General features: G+C 71.0%; 23 protein-coding genes. 12 read left to right on the forward strand and 11 right to left on the reverse strand.

All coding sequences use genetic code 11. From position 1 onward, the window contains the following. Window positions 1–46 precede the first annotated feature (46 nt). The 3 genes from BM342_RS08100 (at window position 47) to BM342_RS08110 (ending at window position 3,671) form a co-directional block, all read left to right on the forward strand. The gene (locus tag BM342_RS08100) at window positions 47–832 is read left to right on the forward strand and encodes an isoprenyl transferase (protein WP_092964889.1); all 786 of its coding nucleotides are present in this window, start codon (window positions 47–49) and stop codon (window positions 830–832) included. A gap of 62 nt (window positions 833–894) precedes the next feature. Continuing rightward, complete coding sequence (locus BM342_RS08105; protein ID WP_092964890.1) at window positions 895–2,013, forward strand: aminotransferase class V-fold PLP-dependent enzyme; 1,119 nt, start codon at window positions 895–897, stop codon at window positions 2,011–2,013. A 278-nt stretch (window positions 2,014–2,291) separates the two neighbouring features. Then, complete coding sequence (locus BM342_RS08110) at window positions 2,292–3,671, forward strand: PhoH family protein (protein ID WP_255368611.1); 1,380 nt, start codon at window positions 2,292–2,294, stop codon at window positions 3,669–3,671. Between the two features lie 208 nt (window positions 3,672–3,879). On the opposite strand, the gene BM342_RS08115 is transcribed toward BM342_RS08110, so the two are convergent. From BM342_RS08115 to xseA, 6 genes are all read right to left on the reverse strand, one after another. Then, complete coding sequence (locus BM342_RS08115; protein WP_092964891.1) at window positions 3,880–4,506, reverse strand: MSMEG_1061 family FMN-dependent PPOX-type flavoprotein; 627 nt, start codon at window positions 4,504–4,506, stop codon at window positions 3,880–3,882. 179 nt (window positions 4,507–4,685) lie between these two features. Next, complete coding sequence (locus BM342_RS08120) at window positions 4,686–6,101, reverse strand: class II fumarate hydratase (RefSeq protein WP_092964892.1); 1,416 nt, start codon at window positions 6,099–6,101, stop codon at window positions 4,686–4,688. Window positions 6,102–6,181: 80 nt separating this feature from the next. Next, window positions 6,182–6,868: a carbonic anhydrase gene (locus BM342_RS08125; protein ID WP_092964893.1), complete on the reverse strand. Its 687-nt coding sequence runs from the start codon at window positions 6,866–6,868 to the stop codon at window positions 6,182–6,184. Window positions 6,869–6,917: 49 nt separating this feature from the next. Continuing rightward, window positions 6,918–7,559: a DUF4245 domain-containing protein gene (locus BM342_RS08130; protein ID WP_092964894.1), complete on the reverse strand. Its 642-nt coding sequence runs from the start codon at window positions 7,557–7,559 to the stop codon at window positions 6,918–6,920. Further along, window positions 7,559–7,813 (reverse strand): exodeoxyribonuclease VII small subunit, encoded by a 255-nt coding sequence (locus tag BM342_RS08135; RefSeq protein WP_369823114.1) that lies wholly within the window; start codon window positions 7,811–7,813, stop codon window positions 7,559–7,561. The genes BM342_RS08130 and BM342_RS08135 overlap by 1 nt, the downstream gene beginning before the upstream one ends. Before the next feature lie 10 nt (window positions 7,814–7,823). Then, window positions 7,824–9,149, reverse strand: a complete 1,326-nt coding sequence (xseA, locus tag BM342_RS08140) for an exodeoxyribonuclease VII large subunit (protein ID WP_092964896.1) — start codon at window positions 9,147–9,149, stop codon at window positions 7,824–7,826. Between the two features lie 111 nt (window positions 9,150–9,260). Here xseA and BM342_RS08145 point away from each other — a divergent pair, with 111 nt between their 5' ends. Next, window positions 9,261–10,295, forward strand: a complete 1,035-nt coding sequence (locus BM342_RS08145) for a 4-hydroxy-3-methylbut-2-enyl diphosphate reductase (RefSeq protein WP_092966694.1) — start codon at window positions 9,261–9,263, stop codon at window positions 10,293–10,295. A 9-nt stretch (window positions 10,296–10,304) separates the two neighbouring features. Here BM342_RS08145 and BM342_RS08150 read toward each other — a convergent pair whose 3' ends face one another. From BM342_RS08150 to fbaA, 3 genes are all read right to left on the reverse strand, one after another. Beyond that, complete coding sequence (locus BM342_RS08150) at window positions 10,305–11,465, reverse strand: low temperature requirement protein A (protein ID WP_092964897.1); 1,161 nt, start codon at window positions 11,463–11,465, stop codon at window positions 10,305–10,307. A gap of 106 nt (window positions 11,466–11,571) precedes the next feature. Next, window positions 11,572–12,222, reverse strand: coding sequence for a DUF6264 family protein (locus BM342_RS08155; protein ID WP_092964898.1), 651 nt, complete (start codon window positions 12,220–12,222; stop codon window positions 11,572–11,574). Between the two features lie 12 nt (window positions 12,223–12,234). Further along, the gene (gene fbaA / locus BM342_RS08160; protein WP_092964899.1) at window positions 12,235–13,266 is read right to left on the reverse strand and encodes a class II fructose-bisphosphate aldolase; all 1,032 of its coding nucleotides are present in this window, start codon (window positions 13,264–13,266) and stop codon (window positions 12,235–12,237) included. 128 nt (window positions 13,267–13,394) lie between these two features. Here fbaA and BM342_RS08165 point away from each other — a divergent pair, with 128 nt between their 5' ends. From BM342_RS08165 to BM342_RS08190, 6 genes are all read left to right on the forward strand, one after another. Further along, window positions 13,395–14,381, forward strand: coding sequence for a fructose-bisphosphatase class II (locus BM342_RS08165; RefSeq protein ID WP_177232105.1), 987 nt, complete (start codon window positions 13,395–13,397; stop codon window positions 14,379–14,381). A 143-nt stretch (window positions 14,382–14,524) separates the two neighbouring features. After that, window positions 14,525–15,526: a class II fructose-bisphosphatase gene (gene glpX / locus BM342_RS08170; protein ID WP_369823115.1), complete on the forward strand. Its 1,002-nt coding sequence runs from the start codon at window positions 14,525–14,527 to the stop codon at window positions 15,524–15,526. Between the two features lie 47 nt (window positions 15,527–15,573). Continuing rightward, entirely contained in the window at window positions 15,574–16,956 is a 1,383-nt protein-coding gene (locus BM342_RS08175; protein ID WP_092964901.1) for an MFS transporter, read from the forward strand. A 61-nt stretch (window positions 16,957–17,017) separates the two neighbouring features. Further along, window positions 17,018–17,407, forward strand: coding sequence for a VOC family protein (locus BM342_RS08180; protein ID WP_092964902.1), 390 nt, complete (start codon window positions 17,018–17,020; stop codon window positions 17,405–17,407). Between the two features lie 102 nt (window positions 17,408–17,509). Continuing rightward, complete coding sequence (locus BM342_RS08185) at window positions 17,510–17,821, forward strand: hypothetical protein (RefSeq protein ID WP_143109792.1); 312 nt, start codon at window positions 17,510–17,512, stop codon at window positions 17,819–17,821. A 10-nt stretch (window positions 17,822–17,831) separates the two neighbouring features. Continuing rightward, window positions 17,832–18,167, forward strand: coding sequence for a hypothetical protein (locus tag BM342_RS08190; protein ID WP_092964904.1), 336 nt, complete (start codon window positions 17,832–17,834; stop codon window positions 18,165–18,167). Here the strand turns inward: BM342_RS08190 and rmuC are convergent, their stop codons facing one another. Together rmuC and BM342_RS08200 are read right to left on the reverse strand one after the other, a co-directional pair. Then, complete coding sequence (gene rmuC / locus BM342_RS08195; protein WP_092964905.1) at window positions 18,168–19,691, reverse strand: DNA recombination protein RmuC; 1,524 nt, start codon at window positions 19,689–19,691, stop codon at window positions 18,168–18,170. Window positions 19,692–19,781: 90 nt separating this feature from the next. Next, window positions 19,782–20,399 carry an exonuclease domain-containing protein gene (locus tag BM342_RS08200; RefSeq protein WP_092964906.1) on the reverse strand — a complete coding sequence of 206 codons (618 nt, stop codon included), beginning with the start codon at window positions 20,397–20,399 and terminating at the stop codon, window positions 19,782–19,784. A 175-nt stretch (window positions 20,400–20,574) separates the two neighbouring features. Between BM342_RS08200 and BM342_RS08205 the strand changes: the two genes are divergently transcribed. Then, window positions 20,575–21,198, forward strand: coding sequence for a class I SAM-dependent methyltransferase (locus tag BM342_RS08205; protein ID WP_218154900.1), 624 nt, complete (start codon window positions 20,575–20,577; stop codon window positions 21,196–21,198). A gap of 100 nt (window positions 21,199–21,298) precedes the next feature. Beyond that, complete coding sequence (gene ychF / locus BM342_RS08210; protein WP_092964907.1) at window positions 21,299–22,372, forward strand: redox-regulated ATPase YchF; 1,074 nt, start codon at window positions 21,299–21,301, stop codon at window positions 22,370–22,372. The last annotated feature ends 84 nt before the right edge of the window (window positions 22,373–22,456 follow it).

Genomic DNA, 22,456 nt, shown 5'->3' on the forward strand with positions numbered 1-22,456 from the left:
CGGTCCGCTGTGAGTGCTGGAGCCCCAGTAGCGGTAGCGTAGTCGCGTGCAATCCAGCGATCCGCCCCTCGGTCGCGGCATCCTCTACCGGCTGTACGAGCGCCGCCTCCGACGCGGACTCGAGCAGGAGTCGCTGCCTCGACACGTCGCGATGATCATCGACGGCAACCGGCGATGGGCCAAGCAGCTCGGCTACGACTCGGCCGCGCACGGCCACCGGGCCGGTGCCGCGAAGGTGCGCGAGTTCCTGGAGTGGTGCGACGACCTCGGCATCCAGGTCGTCACCCTGTACCTCCTGTCGAGCGACAACCTCGGAAACCGGGCGAGCGACGAGCTGGCCGCGCTCATCGAGATCATCGCCGAGCTCGCCGAGGAGCTCTCGCACTACCGCGACTGGCGCGTGCAGCACGTCGGATCCGACGCGGGACTGCCCCAGCCGCTCGTCGCCGCGCTCGACGCGGCCGAACACCGAACCGCCGACAAGCGCGGCATGCACGTGAACCTGGCCGTCGGATACGGAGGCCGCAAGGAGATCGTCGACGCCATGCGCTCGATCGTCGCCGCGCACCACGCCGAGGGGCGGAGCCTCGACGACCTCGCCGACCGGCTCACGCCCGACCTCATCGGACAGCACCTCTACACCGGCGGACAGCCGGACCCCGATCTTGTCATCCGGACGTCGGGCGAGCAGCGCCTCAGCGATTTCATGCTCTGGCAGGCCGCGCACAGCGAGTTCTACTTCGTCGAGGCCCTCGGCCCCGACCTGCGGCAGGTCGACTTCCTGCGCGCCATCCGCGACTACGCGAAGCGACACCGCCGCTTCGGCGGCTGAACTCCGCTTGCACACGGGGCGCCGCGGCGTGCCATGATATCGCTCGAAGAATGGGGGCATGAATGGGCATCGACGCGTTCGTCGACGGGTTCGGCGAGGAACCCGGGTACCTCGACTACGGGCGGTTCGGGCCGCTCTCGCGTGTCGCCGCCGAGGAGAGCAACGCCCTCACCCATGTGCTCGAGCGTTCGCGCCACGGCAGCTCGTCGGTGTTCCTCGAGCAGGATGCGCGCGTGCGCGAAGCGGCGTCCGCACTGACCGGCTTCCCCGCGGACCAGGTCGTCTTCACGCCCAACACGAGCACCGGCCTGATGCACGCGCTGTTCGGACTGACCGGCGGCGTGCTCCTCTCGCCCGACGAGTTCCCGAGCCTGCCGATCGCGGCCGTGCGCGCCCAGGAGGCGCTCAACGTCGTGCAGCCGGTCTGGCTCGAGACCGACCACGGCAAGGTGACCCCCGGGCAGATCCGCGACCAGCTCGAACACGGCGTCGGCGCTGTCGCCGTGAGCCTCGTCGACGCCCGAACGGGCTACCTGTGCGACATCGAGGGCATCCGCCAGGTCATCGGCGACCGGCTGCTCATCGTCGACGCGATCCAGGGGTTCGGCGTCGTCGACGCGCCGTGGCAGGCGGCGGATGTCGTCGCCACCGGTGGCCAGAAGTGGTGCCGGGCTGGGTGGGGCACCGGGTTCCTCGCGATGTCCGACCGGGCGATCGAGCAGCTGACCCCCGTGTTCTCGGGCTTCTCGGCCACCGAGGAGGTCGAGCCGTGGGGCTTCGTGCCGCCGCCCGCGCCCGGTGCCAGGGCCTTCCGGGTGTCGAATCCCGACCCCATCGCCCAGGCGCGCTTCGCCGCCGCCATGGAGGAGCTCGCCGCGGTCGGCGTCGCGAACGTCAACGCCGCGGTCGCATCGAACGTCAGCAGCGTCATCGACCTGGCCGACGAGTTCGCGATCGCGGTCGCCTCCTCCCGCAACGAGCACGAGCGAGCCGGCATCGTCGTGCTCGAGCCGCCGGCCGATCAGCTCTCGGTGCTCACGGCGTCGCTGCACAACCACGGCGTGACCGCCACCACCCGCCTCGGCCAGGTGCGACTCAGCGCCCACGCGGGCACGGATGCCGAGACCCTCGACATGCTGCGCTCCGCGTTCGTGTCGTACGGCTCCGCCGCGACGTACTGACGGCGAGTCGGGCGGATTCCCGCGGCCGTCTCCCGGCCGCCGCGCGGACGCGGGCTTGGCCGCCTGCGCCTGCCCGCGGCATCCGCTCGCCGACGAATGTGAACTCTGTGTGACGTCGCCGCAACTCGCCGCGTGTCGCTCGACGCGAATGCGAACGACGGACGTAGCGTCGCACACATCGGGCAAGGTGCCCGAACGAGTCGGCTCGTGAAGCGCTCGTAGGAGGATTCGCCGGCCGGCGCGAGAGCCGAGCGGAAACGCTCGGGGCAGGAGCGGTCGTGGCCTCACTCGAAACCTCCAAGTCCGTCGCAGGGTCAACCGGGCGCGAGCAGCGACCGGATGCCGCAACGCCCGCCGGCGTCGCGCAGGACGAGCGCACGTACGTGCTCGACACCTCCGTGCTGCTGTCGGATCCCCGTGCGCTGTTCCGCTTCGCGGAGCACGCGGTCGTGCTGCCGGTGATCGTCATCACCGAACTCGAGGCCAAGCGCAACGACCCCGAGATCGGGTACTTCGCGCGCCAGTCCCTGCGCATCCTCGACGAGCTGCGCATCGAGCACGAGCGTCTCGACTTCCCGATCCCGGTCGGCGACGGCGGTTCGCTGCGCGTCGAGCTGAACCACTCGAGCACCTCGGTGCTGCCGAGCGGCCTGCAGCTGAACGACAACGACACGCGCATCCTCGCGTGCGCCGCGAACCTCGCCAACGACGGCATCGCCGTCACCGTCGTCTCGAAGGACCTGCCGCTGCGCGTGAAGGCCGCCTCGATCGGCCTCGACGCGCAGGAGTACCGTGCGGAGCTCGCGCACGACTCCGGCTGGACCGGCATGAGCGAACTCACGCTCGGCTCCAACGACATGGCCAAGCTGTACGAGCACGAGCACCTCTCGATCCCCGAGGTCGAGGGCGTGCCCGTGAACACGGGCCTCGTGATCCACTCCGACCGCGGCTCGGCGCTCGCGCGCGTCACGGGGGAGCGCGAGGTGCGCCTCGTGCGCGGCGACCGCGACGTGTTCGGCCTGCACGGACGCTCGGCCGAGCAGCGCCTCGCGATCGACCTGCTCCTCGACTCCGAGATCGGCATCCTCTCGCTCGGCGGGCGCGCCGGCACCGGCAAGTCGGCGCTCGCGCTCTGCGCCGGGCTCGAGGCGGTGCTCGAACGTCAGCAGCACAAGAAGATCATGGTCTTCCGCCCGCTCTACGCGGTGGGCGGGCAGGAGCTCGGCTACCTGCCCGGCGACCAGGGCGAGAAGATGAACCCCTGGGGGCAGGCGGTCTTCGACACGCTCGGCTCGGTGGTCTCCGACAACGTGCTCGACGAGGTCGTCGATCGGGGCATCCTCGAGGTGCTTCCGCTCACGCACATCCGCGGACGCTCGCTGCACGACGCGTTCGTCATCGTCGACGAGGCCCAGTCGCTCGAGCGCAACGTGCTGCTCACGGTGCTCTCGCGCATCGGGCAGAACTCCCGGGTCGTGCTCACCCACGACGTGGCGCAGCGCGACAACCTGCGCGTCGGAAGGCACGACGGCGTCGCCTCGGTCATCGAGACGCTGAAGGGGCATCCGCTCTTCGCGCACATCACGCTCACCCGTTCGGAGCGCTCGGCGATCGCGGCCCTCGTCTCGGAGATGCTCGACGGCGCCGAACTGACCTGACCCGACCGGAGGATCGGACGACGGATGCCGGTGGCAGGCGACCAGCCGCCGGCATCCGTCGTCTGCGGACGGCCGTCACGCGCCGGCGGGCCATCGCGCCGCTGCGCCGCCGCGCCGCCTTCCTGCGGAGGAGATTCGCACTAACGGAGGAGACCTTTGGCGCGCAAGGACCTCCCCTCGCGCGAATCTCCTCCGCATTTCGTGGGTGCTACCCGTAGATCTTCTCGGCGTACGACGGGCCGTAGTACTCCTCGAGGGACTCGAGCGTCTCGGTCGGCCGCTCGAGCGCCTGCGCGATGACCGCACGGCGAGGCGCGGCATCCGGCTGCCAGGTCTCGGGCTGCCAGGTCTTCGAACGCAGGAACGCCTTCGAGCAGTGGAAGAAGACCCCCTCGACGGCGACCTCGACGACCAGGGCCGGCACGTGGCCGCGCACGCGCATGCGCTCGGCGTAGGGCGCATCGCGCAGGACCCGTGCCGTGCCGTTGACGCGCAGCGTGTCGCCGCGCCCCGGGATCACGAAGACGAGCCCGACGTGCGGGTTCTCGAGCAGGTTGTGGAACCCGTCGGCGCGTCGGTTGCCGGGGCGCTCGGGGAGGGCGATCGTGTGGGCGTCGAGCGCGAGCGCGAAGCCGGCCGGGTCACCCTTCGGCGAGACGTCCTGATTGCCGGCGGCGTCGGCCGTCGCGACGAAGCACAGCGGTGAGGCTTCGAGCCATTGCCGGTCGATCTCGTGCAGGAACGTGCGGGACTTGTCGCGCACGGCCGGCGACGGTCGACCGACGAGCTCCTCGAGTTCGGTGACGGACGTGACGGGCGTGCCTCCGTGATCCATACCGCCAACCTACGCCCGGCGATCTGCGGTTTCGAGGGCACTACCGTCGGACTCCGGTCAGAAACCGCATGATTCCGGCCTGACTGCGTGGCGCGGCGGAGACGACGGATGCCTCGGGCCGACGTGCGGCCCGAGGCATCCGGGTTCGATCGAATCGCCCTGCGGCGATTTCGGCGGGACTACTTCGCCTGCGGCGGGCGCGTCATCGAGAGCAGGTCGAGCGCGGTGTCGAGCTGCGCCTCGGTGAGGTCGCCGCGCTCGACGTAGCCGAGGTCGATGACGGCCTCGCGCACCGTGATGCCCTGCTTGACCGAGTGCTTCGCGATCTTCGCCGCGGCCTCGTAGCCGATGAGCTTGTTGAGCGGGGTCACGATCGACGGCGACATGCCGGCGAGGGCCGTGAGGCGCTCGAGGTTGGCCTCGAGGCCGTCGACGGTCTTGTCGGCGAGCACGCGCGAGGCGTTCGAGAGCAGGCGGATCGACTCGAGCAGTGCGGTGCCCATGACCGGGATCTGCACGTTGAGCTCGAACGAGCCGGAGGCACCTGCCCAGGCGACCGTCGCGTCGTTGCCGATGACGCGCGCGGCGACCATGAGCACCGCCTCGGGGATGACGGGGTTGACCTTGCCGGGCATGATCGACGAACCCGGCTGGAGGTCGGGGATGTGCAGCTCGCCGAGGCCCGTGTTGGGGCCCGAGCCCATCCAGCGGATGTCGTTGCAGATCTTCGTGAGGCTCACGGCGATGGTGCGGAGCGCGCCCGACGCGTCGACGAGGCCGTCGCGGTTGGCCTGGGCCTCGAAGTGGTCTGCGGCCTCGGTGATCGGCAGCTCGGTCTCGCGCTGCAGGATCTCGATGACCAGCTGCGGGAAGCCGGCGGGCGTGTTGATGCCCGTGCCGACGGCCGTGCCGCCGAGCGGCACCTCGGCGACGCGGGGGAGCGCCGTGCGCACGCGCTCGATGCCGAGGCGGATCTGGCGCGCGTAGCCGCCGAACTCCTGGCCGAGCGTGACGGGGGTCGCGTCCATGAGGTGCGTGCGGCCGGCCTTGACGACCTCGGCCCAGGCCTCGGCCTTGGCCTCGAGCGCGACCGCGAGGTGGTCGAGCGCCGGGATCAGGTCGTCGATGAGCGCTGCGGTGACGGCGATGTGCACCGAGGTCGGGAACACGTCGTTCGAGGACTGCGACGCGTTGACGTGGTCGTTCGGGTGCACCTCGGCACCGAGCTTCTGCGTCGCGACGGTCGCGAGGACCTCGTTCATGTTCATGTTCGAGGAGGTGCCCGAACCGGTCTGGTAGGTGTCGACCGGGAAGTGCTCGATGAACCCGTGGTTGCCGGCGATGACCTCGTCGGCTGCCGCGACGATCGCGTCGGCGATGGCGCCGTCGAGCACGCCGAGCTGGGCGTTCGCCTGCGCGGCGGCCTTCTTGATGCGCGCGAGCGCGGCGACCTGGGCGGGCTCGAGGCCCTTGCCCGAGATCGGGAAGTTCTCGACGGCGCGCTGCGTCTGCGCACGGTAGAGCGCTGCGGCGGGAACGCGCACCTCGCCCATGGTGTCGTGTTCGATGCGGTAGTCGGCGGTGTTGTCGACCAAGGTGTGGTTCCTTCCGGTTCGCGTGCCCGTGAGACTCGTGCAGCGGGCGGGATGAGTGTGGCGGATGCCTCGGGCGAGCGTCAGATCTGACCGACGACGACGTCGGTGTCGACCAATCCCTCGGAGAGGCGGTAGTTCGCGCCCACGATGGCCAGCGTACCCGCTGCGATCGCGTCGCTGATCATCTCGGATTCCTCGAGCAGGCGCGAGACGGTCGAGCGCAGGTGCTCGCGCCCGACGTAGCCCGCGTCGACCTTCGAGAGGTCGATGGGGGCGTCGGGGTCGCCTCCGGCGACGCGGCGGACGGACGGGATGATGCTCGCGATGAGCCCCGCGATGTGCGGGGGCAGCGGCTCGGCGTCGGCGGTCTGCGAGGTGATCGCGGCGTTGACCGCACCGCACGCGTCGTGCCCGAGCACCAGGATGAGCGGCACGTGCAGCACGCCGACCGCGTACTCGAGCGAGCCCACGACCGACGAGGAGATGACCTGGCCGGCGTTGCGCACCACGAAGGCGTCGCCGAGGCCGACGTCGAAGATGATCTCGGCCGAGAGGCGGGAGTCGGCGCATCCGAAGATCGCGACCAGCGGGCGCTGCCCCTCGGCGAGCGAAGCGCGTCGCTCGACGTCCTGGCGAGGGTGCAGCGGCTTGCCCGAGACGAAGCGCACGTTGCCGCTGCGCAGCTCGCGCCAGGTCTCGGCCGGGGTGGTGGGGCGAACGGGGGTTTCGGTCACTGCTGCTCCTCGTGCAATAGGGGCGGTGCTCATCAGGTCGTGCGGAGTGCGGTTCGGACGTTCGACGAACCGGCGGTGCCGGTCACTGCTGCGCCGTCACCGTGTCGGCGATCGCCGCAGCCAGGGTCGCGAACTCGGCATCGGTCGCGGTGCCGGCGAGCACGAAGACCGTGCTGCCCGCCTCGGTCGTGAGGCCGTATCGGGCATTGCCGACGTCGTCGCTCGAATCGCGGTTGTCGTAGATGGTCCAGTCGGCGCCGTCGACCTGCACGGTGCCCGTCGCGAGCGTGCGCGCGAGCAGGTCGGCCGACCACGTCGCGTTCGCGTCGAGGCCCTGGTACAGGCCGATGAACTCGCCGCTCGGCGTGAGGTAGCCGGTGTACCAGGCGGTGATGCCGTCGCTCTGGCGACGCAGTTCTGCGGCGTTCGCGCTCCAGCCCTCTGGCAGCACCGGCACCGCGAGCGGCTCGCCGCTGACGGCCTGGGCCTGCTCTGCGATGGTCGCGACATCGACGTCGGGGTGCATCGGCTCGTCGCTTCGCGGCACGGCCAGCACGATCACGACCACGACGGCGACGCACGCGACGAGCGCGTACACGAGGTTGCTCACGGTCTTGCGCTCGCGGTACTCGCGGGAGTTCTTCGCCTTGCGGGCGGCCGTCTCTGCGGGGGTCTCGGGGCGACCGAGCTCGGCGACGATCGGCCCCTGGCCGGGTTCGGCCATCAGAACGCGCCCTCGTCGGATGCCGCAGCGCGGCCGGTCGAGGCCGTGGCCGCCGCGGCGCGCGCCGCGTCGAGCCGGGCCTTCGCGCCGACGAGCCACTCTTCGCAGCGGGCCGCGAGGGCCTCGCCGCGTTCCCACAGGGCGAGCGAGTGCTCGAGGGTCGCCGACCCCTGCTCGAGCTCGGCGACGACCTGCACGAGCTCGTCACGCGCCTGTTCGTAGCTCAGCTCGGAGACATCCGTGGTGGGGGGCATGGCCGCCATTCTATTCGGCGCCGCTGACAGGTTCGTCGGCCGGCGTCACCGGGGCGATCTGCGGTGCGGATGCCGCGGGCGGGGCGTCGAGCGCGTCGTCGGGCGCGTGCGGGGTCGCGCCCGCGTCGAGGGCGCCGAGCGAGTCGGCCGCGATCGTGCCCTCGGCGAGCGTGACGGTGAGGCGGGTCGCTGCGGGCGCACCGGCCGGCCCCCGCACGACGTGCCCGTCGGGCCCCTGCACGATCGCGTAGCCGCGGTCGAGCGTCGCCTGCGGCGAGAGGGCGCGCAGGTGGCCGCGCAGCTCGCCGAGGCGCGAGGTCTGGCGCTCGATCTGCCGGTCGACGAGCTCGGATCCGCGGGCGACCCAGCGCGTCAGGTCTTCGGCGCGGCGGTCGACGATCCACGAGCCGTCGGCGAGCACCGGGCGCTGGCGCAGGTGCCCGATGCGGTCGATCTCGCGCGCGAGGATCGACGAGAGCCGCATGCCGAGGCGGGCGCGCACCTGGTCGACCTTCGCGAGTTCCTCGCCGACGTCGGGGATCACGCGCTTCGCGGCATCGGTCGGCGTGGAGGCCCTGAGGTCGGCGACCTCGTCGAGCAGCGGGCGGTCGGCCTCGTGCCCGATGGCGCTCACGATGGGCGTCGTCGCGGCGGCGGCCGCGCGCACGACCCGCTCGTCGCTGAAGCCGAGCAGGTTCTGGAAGTCGCCGCCTCCGCGCGCGACGATGATGACCTCGACCTCGGGATCGGCGTCGAGCCGCTGGATCGCCGACACGACCTCCGATGGCGTGCGGTCGCCCTGCACGGTCGCGTAGACGGTGCGGAACTCGACCGCCGGCCAGCGCAGGCGGGCGTTGCGCAGGACGTCCTTCTCGGCGTCGCTGTCGCGGCCGGTCACGAGGCCCACCACTCCCGGCAGGAACGGAAGCGGTCGCTTGCGGGAGGCCGCGAACAGGCCCTCTGCGGCGAGGGTCGCGCGCAGCCGCTCGAGCCGCTCGAGCAGGTCGCCGAGGCCGACGTGCTTCATGTCGTAGACCTGGAACGAGAGCGAGCCGCCCTTGACCCACCACGTGGGCTTCACGAGCAGCACGGCGTGATCGCCCTGCTTGAACTGCTCGGTGAGCTTGGCCTTCACCGACGACCACATGGTGAACGAGATCGTCGCGTCGGCCTCGAGGTCCTTCAGCTTGCCGTAGACGTTGCCGCCCGAGCCGCCCCACTGCGTGATCTCGCCCTCGACCCAGACCATGCCGAGCCGCTCGATCCAGTCCTTGAGCTTGCCGGAGAGCGTCGAGACCGGCCACGGAGCCTCGCGGGTGGCCGTGGCATCCGTCATCGTGGGTCTCCTCAGGTTCGTGCGTGCGGCTGGGCCGTGGTCGGCGGACGCCCGGTCGGCCCCGCGTAGGATGGGACGGTGACGACCACCACCCCCAAGATCGGCCTCGGGATGCCCCGCGTGCCCGGCCTGCGCGGCCGGCTCAAGGATATCCCCGTCCCCGGACACAAGCGCGTGCTGCTCGCAGCCCCCCGCGGATACTGCGCCGGCGTCGACCGTGCCGTGATCGCCGTCGAGAAGGCCCTCGAGCACTACGGTGCCCCCGTGTACGTGCGCAAGCAGATCGTGCACAACATCCACGTGGTCACCGAGCTCGAGGCCAAGGGCGCGATCTTCGTCGAAGAGGTCGACGAGGTGCCAGAGGGCGCCCACATCGTCTTCAGCGCCCACGGCGTCTCGCCGGCCGTCGTCAACGCGGCCTCCGACCGCGGGCTGCACGCGATCGACGCGACCTGCCCGCTGGTCACCAAGGTGCACCGCGAGGCCGTGCGCTTCGCACGCGACGACTTCGAGATCCTGCTCATCGGCCACGAGGGCCATGAAGAGGTCGAGGGCACGGCGGGCGAGGCGCCCGACCACGTCACCATCGTGAACAGCCCCGACGACGTGCCGAACATCGACGTGCGCGACCCCGACAAGGTCGTCTGGCTCTCGCAGACCACCCTCTCGGTCGACGAGACCATGGAGACGGTGCGACGCCTGCGCGAGCGGTTCCCGAACCTCGCGGATCCGCCGAGCGACGACATCTGCTACGCCACGCAGAATCGACAGGTCGCGATCAAGAAGGTCGCGCAGGACGCCGACCTCGTCATCGTGGTCGGCTCGGCGAACTCCTCGAACAGCGTTCGCCTCGTCGAGGTCGCCCTCGAGTACGGCGCCAAGGCGGCCTATCGCGTCGACTACGCGAGCGAGGTCAAGCAGGAATGGCTCGACGGCGTCGAGACGGTCGGCGTGACCAGCGGGGCATCCGTTCCCGAAGAGCTCGTGCACGAACTGCTCGAGGCCCTGTCCGACGCCGGCTACGGCGCGGTCACCGAGGTGAAGACCGCCGAGGAGGACCTCATGTTCTCGCTGCCCAAGGAACTCCGCCGCGACCTCGCGGGCAAGCCCGACGAGCGCGCGCTCGGCGGGCGCACGCGCGCCTAGGCCGCGCGCTCAGGCAGGCGCCGCCGCGGCCGTCGCGCCGCGGCGGCGCGACGTGCGGGCCTCGATCGCGAGCGCCCCGCCGACGACCAGCACGATCAGCGCGAGCTGCAGCAGCCCCGACTGCGCGATGCCGGCGAACGCGGCGAGCGCCACGAGCAGGGCGGCCGACAGCCGCCACGCGATCGGGCCGAGCGCCAGGGTGCGGCGGTACGCGGCATCCGCCAGCAGGTAGAGTGCGACGCCGCCGCTCACGAGCACCGCGGCCGTGGCGGACGCCGGCTCGGCGGCGTGCTCGAGCACCTCGTGCAGGCCGGCCGCCAGGAGCACGAGGCCGAAGATCATGGCGAGGTGCTCGAGGTAGAACGCCACGAGCGCCAGGCGGGTGCCGGTGCGGGCATCGGCCTGCTCGAGCGTGCGCTCGGCGCGAAGGTCGTCGCCCGTGAAGTAGCACCACCAGAGCGCGGCGACCGTGGCCACCGACAGCACCGTGCCCGCGATGACCGCGACGTCGAGCGCATGCTCCGACGCGACGATGCCGACCGCGACGATCGACTCGCCGAACGCGATGATCATCAGCAGGCCGTGGCGTTCGACCATGTGCGCCGCACCGGGATCGAACCCGCCGCGGATGCTCTGCAACGCCGAGGCGAGGAACGCGAGGAACGGCAGCGCGAACAGCACCCAGTCGATCGGCCCCTCGACGAACCCGGAGCACACGAGCAGCACGCCCACGAGCACGTTCGACGTGCCGACCGCGAGCATGCGGCGCGCGGCGCCCGATCCGCCCCGGGCGACGAACAACGACGCGTGGATGATCGCCACGACGATGTAGGCGGCTCCGAAGAGCACGCCCGTCTCACCGAACGCCTCTGGGATCGCAAGCGCCATCACGAGGAACGCGGCCATCGCGCCGATGAGCCAGACGCGCACGGGCGCGGTGTCGGGCGTGGTCTGGTTCGTGAGCCACGCGAACGCGTCGTACATCCACCACACGAGGCCGAGGATGAGCGCTGCGCGAGCCACGCCCGGCCAGGTGGGATCGTGCACGACGATCGAGGCGACCTGGCTGATCGTGAAGACGAAGACGAGGTCGAAGAGGAGCTCGATCGTCGAGACACGGGACGCGACGCGCGAGGTGCGGTCGCCGATTCGCGAGAGTGGTGACGGCATCGACCGTCAAGCTAGCGCAGAACGCGGCTCGGGCGCGACTGTCGTCTGCCCTGCCCTGCCCTGCCTTGCCTGCCCTGCCGCGCCCTGTCGCGAGCTGTCGCGCGGGTCAGACGTTCGCGGTGCTCAGGGAGGTGAGGAACTCGGGGTCGCTCGCGAACACGAGGATGCCGATGACGGTGACGACGACGAACGCGACGACGCCCGCCACGAGCGGGATCCACCACGACAGGCGGCCGGCGCGTAGTCGCGCGCGCGACCACAGCAGCGCGCCGATCCAGAGCGCGATCTGCAGCACCACGCCCGTCGCGAGGATCGTCGGCACGGCCGGGCCCGGCGTGAACGAGGTGGGTCCGTCGACGCCGAGCATCGCGGACGACAGCTTGGCCGACTCGAGCGCCGTCGCCGGCAGCTGCACGATGGCCATGATGTTGTAGATCGCACCGAACACGCCGAAGACGAGCAGCGCGATGGTCCAGAGGCGGTCCTTCGGCACGGCGGGCGCGGTCGCCGGCACCGGAGCTGAACCAGCTGCACCATGCGCACCGGGTGCTGCGGTCGCTGCGGCGGACGGGTCGTTCGCTGCGACTGCCGCCGCGGCATCCGGAACCGCGTTCGGGTCGACCGGCGGCTGCCAGGTCCACCCCTCGGGGGCGTACTCGCCGTAGCGCGGACGAGGCCGCTCGTCGATCGGGGGAGTCGGCCGAGGCGAATCCTGCCCCGCGGCTCCGGTCGTGCGAGCGGCCTCGTCGTGCGTCATGCGGATACTGCCTTACGCCGAGATCGAGTTGCCGGCGGAGCCGAGCTGACGGGTCGACTCGACCACGCGAGCGGCCATGGCGGTCTCGGCGACCTTGCCCCAGGCGCGGGGGTCGTAGAGCTTCTTGTTGCCGACGCCGCCGTCGACCTTGAGCACGCCGTCGTAGTTCTTGAACATGTAGTCGGCGATCGCACGCGTGTAGGCGTACTGCGTGTCGGTGTCGATGTTCATCTTCACGACGCCGTTCGCGACGGCCTCGGCGATCTCGGCGTCGGTCGAGCCCGATCCGCCGTGGAAGACGAGGTCGAGCGGCTTCGGGCCGGTGCCGTACTTGGCGGCGAGGCCGTCCTGGATGTCCTTGAGGAGCGACGGGCGGAGCTTGACGTTGCCGGGCGCGTAGACACCGTGCACGTTGCCGAACGTGAGGGCGGCCATGTAGCGGCCCTGCTCGCCGAGGCCGAGCGCCTCGACGGTCGAGATCGCGTCGTCGAGCGTCGTGTAGAGCGCCTCGTTCGAGCCCTCGTGCTTCACGCCGTCTTCTTCGCCGCCGACGACGCCGATCTCGACCTCGAGGATCGCGTTGATCGCCTTCATGCGGGGGAGGATCTGCTGCGCGATCTCGAGGTTCTCGGCGAGCGGCACGGCCGAGCCGTCCCACATGTGCGACTGGAAGATCGGGTTGCCGCCGGCCTTGACGGCCTCTTCGGACGCGGCCAGCAGCGGGAACACGAAGTCCTCGAGCGCGGGCTTCGGGCAGTGGTCGGTGTGCAGCGCCACCGTGACGGGGTAGCTCTTCGCGATCTCGTGCGCGGCGGCGGCGAAGGCGAGGGCGCCGGTGGCGCGTGCCTTGACCGTGTGGCCGGCGAAGTAGTCGGCGCCGCCCGTGGTGACCTGGATGATGCCGTCGGAGCCGGCCTCGGTGAGGCCCTGCAGCACCGCGTTGAGGGTCTGCGTCGACGAGACGTTGAACGCCGGGAAGGCGAATGCCTTCGCCTTGGCGGTGTCGAGCATCTGTGCGTACTGCTCGGGGGTTGCGATGGGCATGGCGCTCCTTCGGAAGGCAACAGGATTCACCAGCGAGTCTACCGAGGTCGCGAGGAGTGCTCACGTGCGTTGCGCGCCCGGGGCCGTGAGCGGAGAGCGGATGCCGCGGGCTGGGCCATGATGGGTCGGTGCCCCCGATCACCGAACCCGCGTTCGACGACGACCTGCGCGCGTCGCTGCTCGCGGCAGTGCGCGCGGCCGCCGACGCGGCGCGTCCGCTCGTGGGCGGGGGTGACGGCGATGCGGTGGATGCCGCCGCGGTCGACGCGCTGCGCCTCGCGCTCGCCGCAGTGCCGGCCGACCTCCGCGTCGTCTCGGGCGAGGGCGAGAAGGACGATGCGCCGATGCTGCACCCGGGCGAGCGGTTCGGCACCGGGGCGGGGCCTGCGCTCGATCTCGTCGTCGACCCGGTCGACGGCACGCGCCTCGCTGCCGCCGGACGCCCGGGGGCGATGGCGATCCTCGCGGTCGCGCCGCGCGGCGCCTACGCCGACCCCGGTCCCGCCTTCTACCTCGACAAGCTCGTGCACGCGCGGCCCGCTGCTGTCGCCGGAGGCCCGCCCGACGCGGGGCTCTCGCTCGACCTGCCCGTCGCCGAGAACCTCGCACGTCTGGCCTCCGCGCTCGACCGCCCGGTCTCGAGCCTGCGGGTCGCCGTGCAGGCGCGCCCCCGAAACGCCGCCGTGGCCGACGCCGTGCGTGCCGCCGGAGCGATCCTCCACCGGTTCGAGCACGGCGACGTCGAACGCGTCGCGTACGCGGCCGCGGCCGAGGGCGACCTCGACCTGCTGCTCGGCATCGGCGGCGCGCCCGAGGGGCTGCTCGAGGCGGCGATCGTGCGCGCGCACGGCGGCGTCATGCTCGCCCGCTTCGCGCCGCAGTCCGCAGTCGAAGCCGATCGGGTCGCGGCCTTCGCCGACGGACTCGCGCCCGACGCCGCGGAACGAGGACTGGCGGCACCGCGGGGAATCGCGCTCGCACGCCTGTGCGCGGCATCCGCACTCGTCGTCATCGCGCCGGTCACGGCGTGCGCGCTCGCACCGGCCAGGTCGCCGCTGGTCGTGGTCGATGACCGGGCGCCCGCCTTGGTGACCGCCGCCTTGCCCAGCGATTAAGAATCAAGGTTCTTTCGGCGCACGTTCGTGCAGAAACCGCCGAGGTCGAGGTGTACGTGCCTAGGCTTGACGGTGAGCGCGCACGGAGCCGACGGCCCGCGAGGGGCCGCTCGAGGCCATCGCACCAACCCGGAGGACGCCCGATGATGACACCTGCCGACGACAGCCTGTTCCTGCACCCCGACCGCAACATCGCGATCGAGCTCGTTCGAGCGACCGAGGCCGCGGCGATCCGCTCCTACCCCTGGATCGGCAAGGGCGACAAGCTCGGCGCCGACGGCGCGGCCGTCGACGCGATGCGCGCCTTCCTCGGAACCGTGGACTTCGAGGGCGTGGTCGTGATCGGCGAGGGCGAGAAGGACGCCGCCCCCATGCTCTTCAACGGCGAGCGCGTCGGCACCGGCCGAGGCCCAGCGTGCGACATCGCCGTCGACCCGATCGACGGCACCTCGCTCACGGCCGCCGGCCGCCACAACGCGCTCTCGGTCATCGCGGTCGCCGACCGCGGCACCATGCTCGACGCGTCCTCGGTCTTCTACATGGACAAGATCGTGACGGATGCCTCGGGCATCGGCGTCGTCGACATCCGCCGCCCGATCGGCGAGAACCTGCGCGCACTCGCCGCCGCGAAGGGCAAGGACGTCGGCGAGCTTCGCGTCGCGGTGCTGAACCGCGACCGACACGAGCAGCTCATCGCCGACATCCGCGAAGCGGGAGCCGGAACGCGGCTCATGAGCGACGGCGACGTCGCCGGCGGCATCAACGCCGCACGCTACGAGTCGCGCATCGACATGTGCGTCGGCATCGGCGGCAGCCCCGAGGGCATCACGACCGCGTGCGCGATCAAGGCGCTCGGCGGGTTCATGCAGGGCGTGCTCGCCCCGAAGGACGACGCCGAACGCGCCCGCGGCGAGGCGGCCGGACTCGACTGCGACCGGGTCTACGAGCTCGACGACCTCGTGCGCGGCGACAACACCTTCTTCGTCGCCACGGGCGTGACCGACGGCGAACTGCTCGAGGGCGTGCGCAAGAAGGGCCCGATCATCCGCACCGAGTCGATCGTGCTGCGCGGTAAGTCGGGCACGATCCGGCGTATCGTCGCCGACCACCTCGTCGAGAAGTGGCTGGACGACGCCGACCGGTGACCGTCTGAGGGGTCGCCGATGACGGTGCGGCCCTCGACAATGGAGGCATGACCGAACGCTCCCGCTCGCTGCCGCGCGCCCTGCGTCCCTTCGAGGCCGGGCAGTACCGGCTGCTCGCGGTCGCGCTCGCGGCTTCGCTGCTCTCGGCGGGCGCCTGGCTCGTCGCGGCCGTCTGGCAGGTCGTCGAGCTCGGCGGAACCCCCATCGACCTCTCGCTCGTCGCGGTCGGGTCGAGCCTCGGGCTCGTGCTCGCCGTGCTCGTCGGCGGGGTCGCAGCCGACCGGATCCCGCAGCGACGCATCCTCATCACGGTCGAGATCGTGCGTGGCGCCGCGTTCGCGGTCGCCGCGGTGCTCGCCGCGACCGGGGTCATCGAGGTGTGGCACATCGCACTCATCTCGTTCGTGCTGGGCCTCGCCGACGGGTTCTTCTATCCCGCGTACTCGGCGTGGCTGCCCGCCCTGCTGCCCGCCGACCAGCTGCTCGCGGCGAACGGCATCGAGGGCGTGCTCCGCCCCGCCGTCATGCAGGCGGCCGGTCCGGCGATCGCGAGCGCGTTCATCGCGCTCCAGGGGCCGTGGCTCGCGTTCGCGACCGTCGCGGGCATGCAGGTCGTCGCCGCGATCGTGCTGGGCGTCATGCGCTCCACGCCGGTGCGACGCGAAGCAGACGAGGTCGTGCAGCACCCGGTGCGACAGGTGTTCGTCGACCTGCGCGACGGGTTCCGCTACCTGCTGGGCACGAAGTGGCTGCTCGCGACGCTCGTCTTCTCGATCGCGCTGGTCTTCGTCATCATGGGGCCGATCGAGGTGCTGCTGCCGTTCGCCGTGAAGGACCAGACCGGCGGCGGAGCGGGCGCGTTCGCCCTCGCGCTCGCCGCATTCGGCGTGGGCGGGGCGGTCGGCTCGCTCGCGGTCGCGTCGTTCCGGCTGCCGCGTCGCTACCTCACGCTCATGATCCTCGCGTGGGGCGTCGGATGTCTCCCGCTCGCGATCATCGGATACACCTCGCAGCTCTGGGTGATGGTGATCGCGCTATTCCTGGTCGGGCTCCTGTTCGACGGCGCGCAGGTCGTGTGGGGCACGCTCCTGCAACGACGCGTGCCGCCGTCGATGCTCGGGCGGGTCTCGAGCCTCGACTTCTTCGTCTCGCTGGCGCTCATGCCCGTCTCGATGGCGGTCGCCGGGCCGGTCGGCGAGGCGATCGGCATCGCGCCCGCGTTCCTCATCGCCGGCCTCGTGCCGCCGTTCATCGCCTTCGCGACGCTCGCGATCGCCCGGCTCGGCCAAGACGAGCTCGCGCATCCGCTCGACGCGGCACCCCCGACGGATGCCGGCATCGCCACCGGCCCCGAGGCGGCGGCGGGGTTCGCGGCGCCTGTCGACGAGCCGCACCCGCGCGTCGCCGACAGTGAGCCGTCGCGCGACTGAGGCAAGCCCTCGACGGCGGCCGGCGCATATGCGAGGGTTGGCGCGAACAGGGAGGGTTCTCATGGTGGAGATCAACGACGCGTTCCCCGGCTTCAGCGTCGACGACGTCGGTGCCGCGCGCTCGTTCTACGGCGACGTGCTCGGATTCGACGTGCGCGAGCAGATGGGCGGCCTGCAGTTCTCGTTGCCGTCGGGGCAAGGGGTCTTCGTGTATCCGAAGGACGACCACCAGCCGGCCTCCTTCACCATCCTGAACTTCGAGGTGCCAGACATCGGCGCCGCCGTCGACGCACTGAACGCGCAGGGCGTCGTGACGAAGATCTACACGGATCCGCACGCGTTCGGCACCGACGAGCGCGGCATCGCGTGGGGGTCCGGTTCGGGCCAGGGGCCTGACATCTGCTGGTTCCGCGACCCCGCCGGCAACGTGTTGAGCCTGATCCAGAGCTGACGCCGAGCCCGCTCCAGCCGAGCGGGTGATCGATGCTGCCCGACCGGGCAGACCGCGGGGGAGCGCCTTCCGGGCTCACAGGCCGGGTGGTAGACCCGACGTATGGACGGGCAGAAGCTGAATTCGCCTTGGGCGTCGAGTGGCGGCGTCTACACGCATACCTGGACCTATCAGGTGACCCATCCGGGCAGGACGATCGTCGAGGTCGCCCTCACCTCGGTGAACAGCGTCGATGACGACGACGGCACGTTCGCGCGCTTCGGCATCTCGCAGATCGTGAGCGACGACGGAGTGGAGGACTTCGGCGACGACGGTCCACCCGTGCTCGCCCGCGATGGGGTGACGAGCGTCAGCGTGCGGATGTTCGTCGTCAATTCGTTCGCGCGCGGCCGCGTCGCGCGGAACTTCTGGTGAGGACGGACCGATGTTCGATGAGACCGCGAGCAGTGACGACGCAGTCACCCGTCAGCGCACGAGCGTGCTGTTCGATCCGGAGAGCGGACGTGCCGTGTTCGGCCACACCTTCGTCGGCGAGGACGATGCACTCTCGGCACCCGACGGGGAGCGGGCCCGTCGCCGAGCGCTGCTCGATGAGGTCGGCGAGGACGACGCGCGTCGCCTGCGCTTCGCGGATGCGACGGCAGACCTGAGAGGCGACGGCCCGGCCGAGCTGGAGGTCGTCGACGAGGTCGTGCGGCTTCGGCCGTTGAAGCTGACGACGCGGGGATTCGACCCCGATCGCCTTCGCAGGCGCGACTGATCAGATCGAGCGGATCTCGGGGTCGATGTCGGCGCTGAACTCGGCACCGAGGTCGAGCGCGGCGTCGGCTGACGACGTCGAGTCGGTGCCGTGCTCGAGCGCCGTCACGTCGAGCGCGACCGTGTCGACGCCGAGCGGGTCGACCCCGTGGGAGTTGGACGGGTCGGCTTCGATTGCGGGCGTCTCTCCGGATGCCGCGGCGGTGAACTCGTAGGCCGTGAGTTCGCGAGGGCTCTCCTCGATGCCCTCGAGCTGCGCGAGCACCTTGGTCTCGTCGAGTGCCTTGAGCTTGCGGGCGGTGGGCATGACGCGGGTCTCGAGCGAGCCGACGAAGGCGTTGTAGTCCTTGACGGTGCGCTCGATGGTGCGGCCGAGCTTCTCGATCTGGCCCGCGGTGACGGCGAGTCGCGTGTAGAGCTCGCGGCTGAGGTCGAAGAGCGTCTTCGCCTCTTTCGTGAGCACGTCCTGCTGCCAGCTGAAGGCGACCGTCTTCAGCACGGACCAGAGCGTGACCGGCGACGCGAGCGCGACGCGCTTCGAGAATGCGTAGTCCATGAGCGCGGGATCGGTCTCGAGCGCGCTCGAGACGAGGGACTCGCTCGGAATGAACGCGATGACCATCTCGGGGGAGGCGCCGAGACCGGCCCAGTACGTCTTGCCGCCGAGGGCGGTGATGTGATCGCGCACGGCCTTGACGTGCTGCTTCATGAGGGCCTCGCGGCGCGCCGCCTCGGCGCCGGTCGCCGTCGCGGGGATCTGGCTGGCCTCGAGATAGGCGTTGAAGGGCACCTTGGCATCGACGGCGATGTTCTTGCCGCCGGGCAGGTGGATGACCATGTCGGGGCGGCCCGCGCCCGAGTCGGTGTTGATCGAGTGCTGGGTGTCGAAGTCGACGCGCTCGAGCAGGCCCGCCGCCTCGACAACGCTGCGCAGCTGCGTCTCGCCCCAGACGCCTCGCGTGCTGTTCGAGCGCAGCGCCGAGGCGAGGGTCTCGGCGGTCGAGCGCAGCCGCTCCTCGTTCTCGGCGGCGATGCGCAGCTGCTCGCTGAGCTCGCCGTGCTGGCGGTGCCGCTGGGTCTCGAGGTCGGTGACCTTGGCCTGCATCTCGGTGATGGTCTGCTTCACGGGGGCGAGCGCCTGCAGCACGCGGCTGTCGGCGGCCTCGCGCGCCTCGCGCTGCTGCTGCTCGGCCCGCTGCCGCTCGACGATCTCGCGGTACTGCACGCGGGCCGACTCGATCTGCTCGCGGAGCCCGGACGCGGTGGCCTCGACCGCGGCGAGCTCGGCGCGGAGGTTGGACTGGACCTGCTGTTCCTCGGCGCGGATGCGCGCCTGCTCGGCCGAACCGCCGGCCTGCAGGGCCGCGATCGCGGCCTGGTGACGGGCCTCGACCAGCGCGGGGTCTTCGACCGCCGGGGCGCCGGCCGCGGCATCCGTCGCCCGCTTGGAGGCGAGGAACCACGTGGCGAGCGCGCCGAGCGCGATGCCGACGACGAGGCCGATGACCAGCAGCAGGATCTCCATGGCGCCAAGTGTGGCAGGGGCCGCCGACATCGTCGGTGACGTCGCCCGGCGAGGCCGCGAGCGGGCCGACGAGACTCGCTCGGAGCCGGGCTACTGCAGCGCCATCGGCCCGTGCGACGCCGCACGGGCGGCGGTCGCGGCCTGCCCGATGGCGCCGAACGCCACGCGCGTCACGTGCGCGAGCCGGTCGAGGTCGTCGACGTCGTGCCGCGCCGCGGCGTGCACCATGATCGCCGCGCAGGCCTCGGCGTCGGCGAGCGCGTCGTGGTGCGAGAAGTCCTCGAACCCGGCGGCCATCGCCGCGACGGGCAACCGATAGGAGTCGAGGTGGTACGTCTTGCGCGCGACCTGCAGGCTGCAGAGCGACCGGTGGTTCGGAACCTCGAGCCCGACGGCCTCGCTGGTCGCCGCGATGACGCGCATGTCGAAGCCGGCGTTGTGGGCGACGAGCACGTCGGCGCCGGCGAACTCGCGGAAGACCGGGAGCAGTTCGGCCCAGCCCGCGGCATCCGACACCATGTCGCGCGTGATGCCGTGCACGCGCACGTTCCACTCCGAGAACTCGTCGTGGGGGAACGGCGGGCGGATGTAGCGGTGCAGGCGATCGACGACGACGCCGTCCTTCACCTTCACCAGTCCGATCGAGCAGGCCGAGGCGCTCGACGGGTTGGCGGTCTCGAAGTCGATCGCGGTGAAGTCCACTGGCACGACAGGAATCGTGCCATGACCCGCCGACGGTTGACGGATGCCTCGCCGCGGGCGTGGAATGGGCGCATGACCGACGACCCTGCGCGCAGCTTCGGGCTCGCGGCATCCGTCTACCGTGCGGCGAGGCCCGGCTATCCCGAGGAAGCGGTGGCCTGCCTGGCTCGTCGGCGACGCCGTGCAGGTGCTCGACCTCGGGGCCGGCACCGGCAAGCTCACCGAGGCGCTCGTGTCGCTCGACCGAGAGGTGCTCGCCGTCGACCCGGTCGAGGAGATGCTCGACGAGCTGGAGCTCGCGGTGCCCGGAGTGCCGCGCATTCTCGGCACGGCCGAGGACATCCCGATCGACGACGACTCGGTCGACGCGGTCGTGGCGGGCCAGGCCTGGCACTGGTTCGAGCCGCACCGCGCGATCCCCGAGATCGCGCGCGTGCTGCGACCGGGCGGCGTGCTCGGGCTCGTCTGGAACAGTCGCGATCTCAGCGCAGACTGGCTTCGCGAGGCTGGCGAGATCATGCACGACCGGCACGACGCGAGCGAGACCTTCGAGTCGTACGTGCGCATCGGCCCGCCGTTCGGCCCGGTCGACGAGCACACGGTCGCCTGGACCGAGCGCATGACGCGCGCGCGGTTCCTCGACCTCGTGCGCTCTCGCTCGTACTTCCTCATGGCCTCGCCCGAGGAGCAGGCCGCGACGATCGCCGCCCTCGAGACGCTGCTCGACACGCATCCGGATGTCTCGGGCGCCGTCGAGCTCGAGGTGCCGTACCTCACGCGGTGCTTCCGCGCGCGACTCGGCTGAGGCTGCCCGGGCCGACGGCGGCTGCGATGCGGATGCGCCAGCCGGCGGCATCCGCCCGCGAATGATGCCGGATGGCACGGCACCGGTACGATAGACCCCCGTGGCTCTCACTATCGGCATCGTCGGCCTGCCCAACGTCGGCAAGTCCACCCTCTTCAACGCCCTCACCAAGAACCAGGTGCTCGCGGCGAACTACCCGTTCGCGACGATCGAGCCCAACGTGGGCGTCGTGAACCTGCCCGACCCGCGCCTGCAGGTGCTCGCCGGCATCTTCGGCTCCGAGCGCATCCTGCCCGCGGCCGTGTCGTTCGTCGACATCGCCGGCATCGTGCGCGGCGCGTCAGAGGGCGAGGGCCTCGGCAACAAGTTCCTCGCGAACATCCGCGAGGCCGACGCCATCGCGCAGGTCGTGCGCGGGTTCGTCGACGGCGACGTGGTGCACGTCGACGGCAAGGTCGACCCCAAGGCCGACATGGAGACCATCAACACCGAGCTGATCCTCGCCGACCTCGAGACCCTCGAGCGCGCCATCCCGCGCTACGAGAAGGAGATCAAGGGCAAGAAGCTCGACCCGTCAGTGCTCGAAGCGGCGAAGGCCGCGCAGGAGGAGCTGCAGAAGGGCACGCCCCTGTCCGCGGCATCCGTCGACCTCACCCCGATCCGCGAACTCGGCCTGCTCACCGCCAAGCCGTTCATCTACGTCTTCAACGTCGACGAGTCGGTGCTGACGGATGACGCGAAGAAGGCGTCGCTCGCCGAGCTCGTCGCCCCCGCCGAGGCCGTGTTCCTCGACGCGAAGATCGAGTCCGAGCTCATCGACCTCGACCCCGAGGACGCCGCGGAGCTGCTGGCCTCGACGGGCCAGGAGGAGTCGGGCCTCGACCAGCTCGCCCGCATCGGCTTCGACACGCTCGGCCTGCAGACCTACCTCACCGCCGGCCCCAAGGAGTCGCGCGCGTGGACGATCCACAAGGGCGACAAGGCTCCCCAGGCTGCCGGTGTGATCCACACCGACTTCGAGCGCGGCTTCATCAAGGCGGAGGTCATCTCGTTCGAGGACCTCGTTGAGACCGGCTCGGTCGCCGAGGCACGCGCCAAGGGCAAGGCCCGCATGGAGGGCAAGGACTACGTCATGCAGGACGGCGACGTCGTGGAGTTCCGCTTCAACGTCTAGTCGGTGCCCGATGGGTTCTACCGGCGTTGGAGGCGGGACGCAACGTGGTTGCGATGGCTTTGTCTCCGCATTAATGTCAAAGGC

It is taken from the genome of Agromyces sp. CF514, assembly GCF_900113185.1.
Classification (GTDB): Bacteria; Actinomycetota; Actinomycetes; order Actinomycetales; family Microbacteriaceae; genus Agromyces.

Coding starts and splice junctions, on each gene's coding strand:
- BM342_RS08105 (WP_092964890.1), top strand. CDS start 895: ATGGGCATCGACGCGTTCGTCGACGGGTTCGGCGAGGAACCCGGGTAC.
- BM342_RS08115 (WP_092964891.1), bottom strand. CDS start 4,506: ATGGATCACGGAGGCACGCCCGTCACGTCCGTCACCGAACTCGAGGAG.
- BM342_RS08125 (WP_092964893.1), bottom strand. CDS start 6,868: ATGAGCACCGCCCCTATTGCACGAGGAGCAGCAGTGACCGAAACCCCC.
- BM342_RS08130 (WP_092964894.1), bottom strand. CDS start 7,559: ATGGCCGAACCCGGCCAGGGGCCGATCGTCGCCGAGCTCGGTCGCCCC.
- BM342_RS08135 (WP_369823114.1), bottom strand. CDS start 7,813: ATGCCCCCCACCACGGATGTCTCCGAGCTGAGCTACGAACAGGCGCGT.
- xseA (WP_092964896.1), bottom strand. CDS start 9,149: ATGACGGATGCCACGGCCACCCGCGAGGCTCCGTGGCCGGTCTCGACG.
- BM342_RS08145 (WP_092966694.1), top strand. CDS start 9,261: ATGCCCCGCGTGCCCGGCCTGCGCGGCCGGCTCAAGGATATCCCCGTC.
- BM342_RS08150 (WP_092964897.1), bottom strand. CDS start 11,465: ATGCCGTCACCACTCTCGCGAATCGGCGACCGCACCTCGCGCGTCGCG.
- BM342_RS08155 (WP_092964898.1), bottom strand. CDS start 12,222: ATGACGCACGACGAGGCCGCTCGCACGACCGGAGCCGCGGGGCAGGAT.
- fbaA (WP_092964899.1), bottom strand. CDS start 13,266: ATGCCCATCGCAACCCCCGAGCAGTACGCACAGATGCTCGACACCGCC.
- glpX (WP_369823115.1), top strand. CDS start 14,525: ATGATGACACCTGCCGACGACAGCCTGTTCCTGCACCCCGACCGCAAC.
- BM342_RS08175 (WP_092964901.1), top strand. CDS start 15,574: ATGACCGAACGCTCCCGCTCGCTGCCGCGCGCCCTGCGTCCCTTCGAG.
- BM342_RS08180 (WP_092964902.1), top strand. CDS start 17,018: ATGGTGGAGATCAACGACGCGTTCCCCGGCTTCAGCGTCGACGACGTC.
- BM342_RS08185 (WP_143109792.1), top strand. CDS start 17,510: ATGGACGGGCAGAAGCTGAATTCGCCTTGGGCGTCGAGTGGCGGCGTC.
- BM342_RS08190 (WP_092964904.1), top strand. CDS start 17,832: ATGTTCGATGAGACCGCGAGCAGTGACGACGCAGTCACCCGTCAGCGC.
- rmuC (WP_092964905.1), bottom strand. CDS start 19,691: ATGGAGATCCTGCTGCTGGTCATCGGCCTCGTCGTCGGCATCGCGCTC.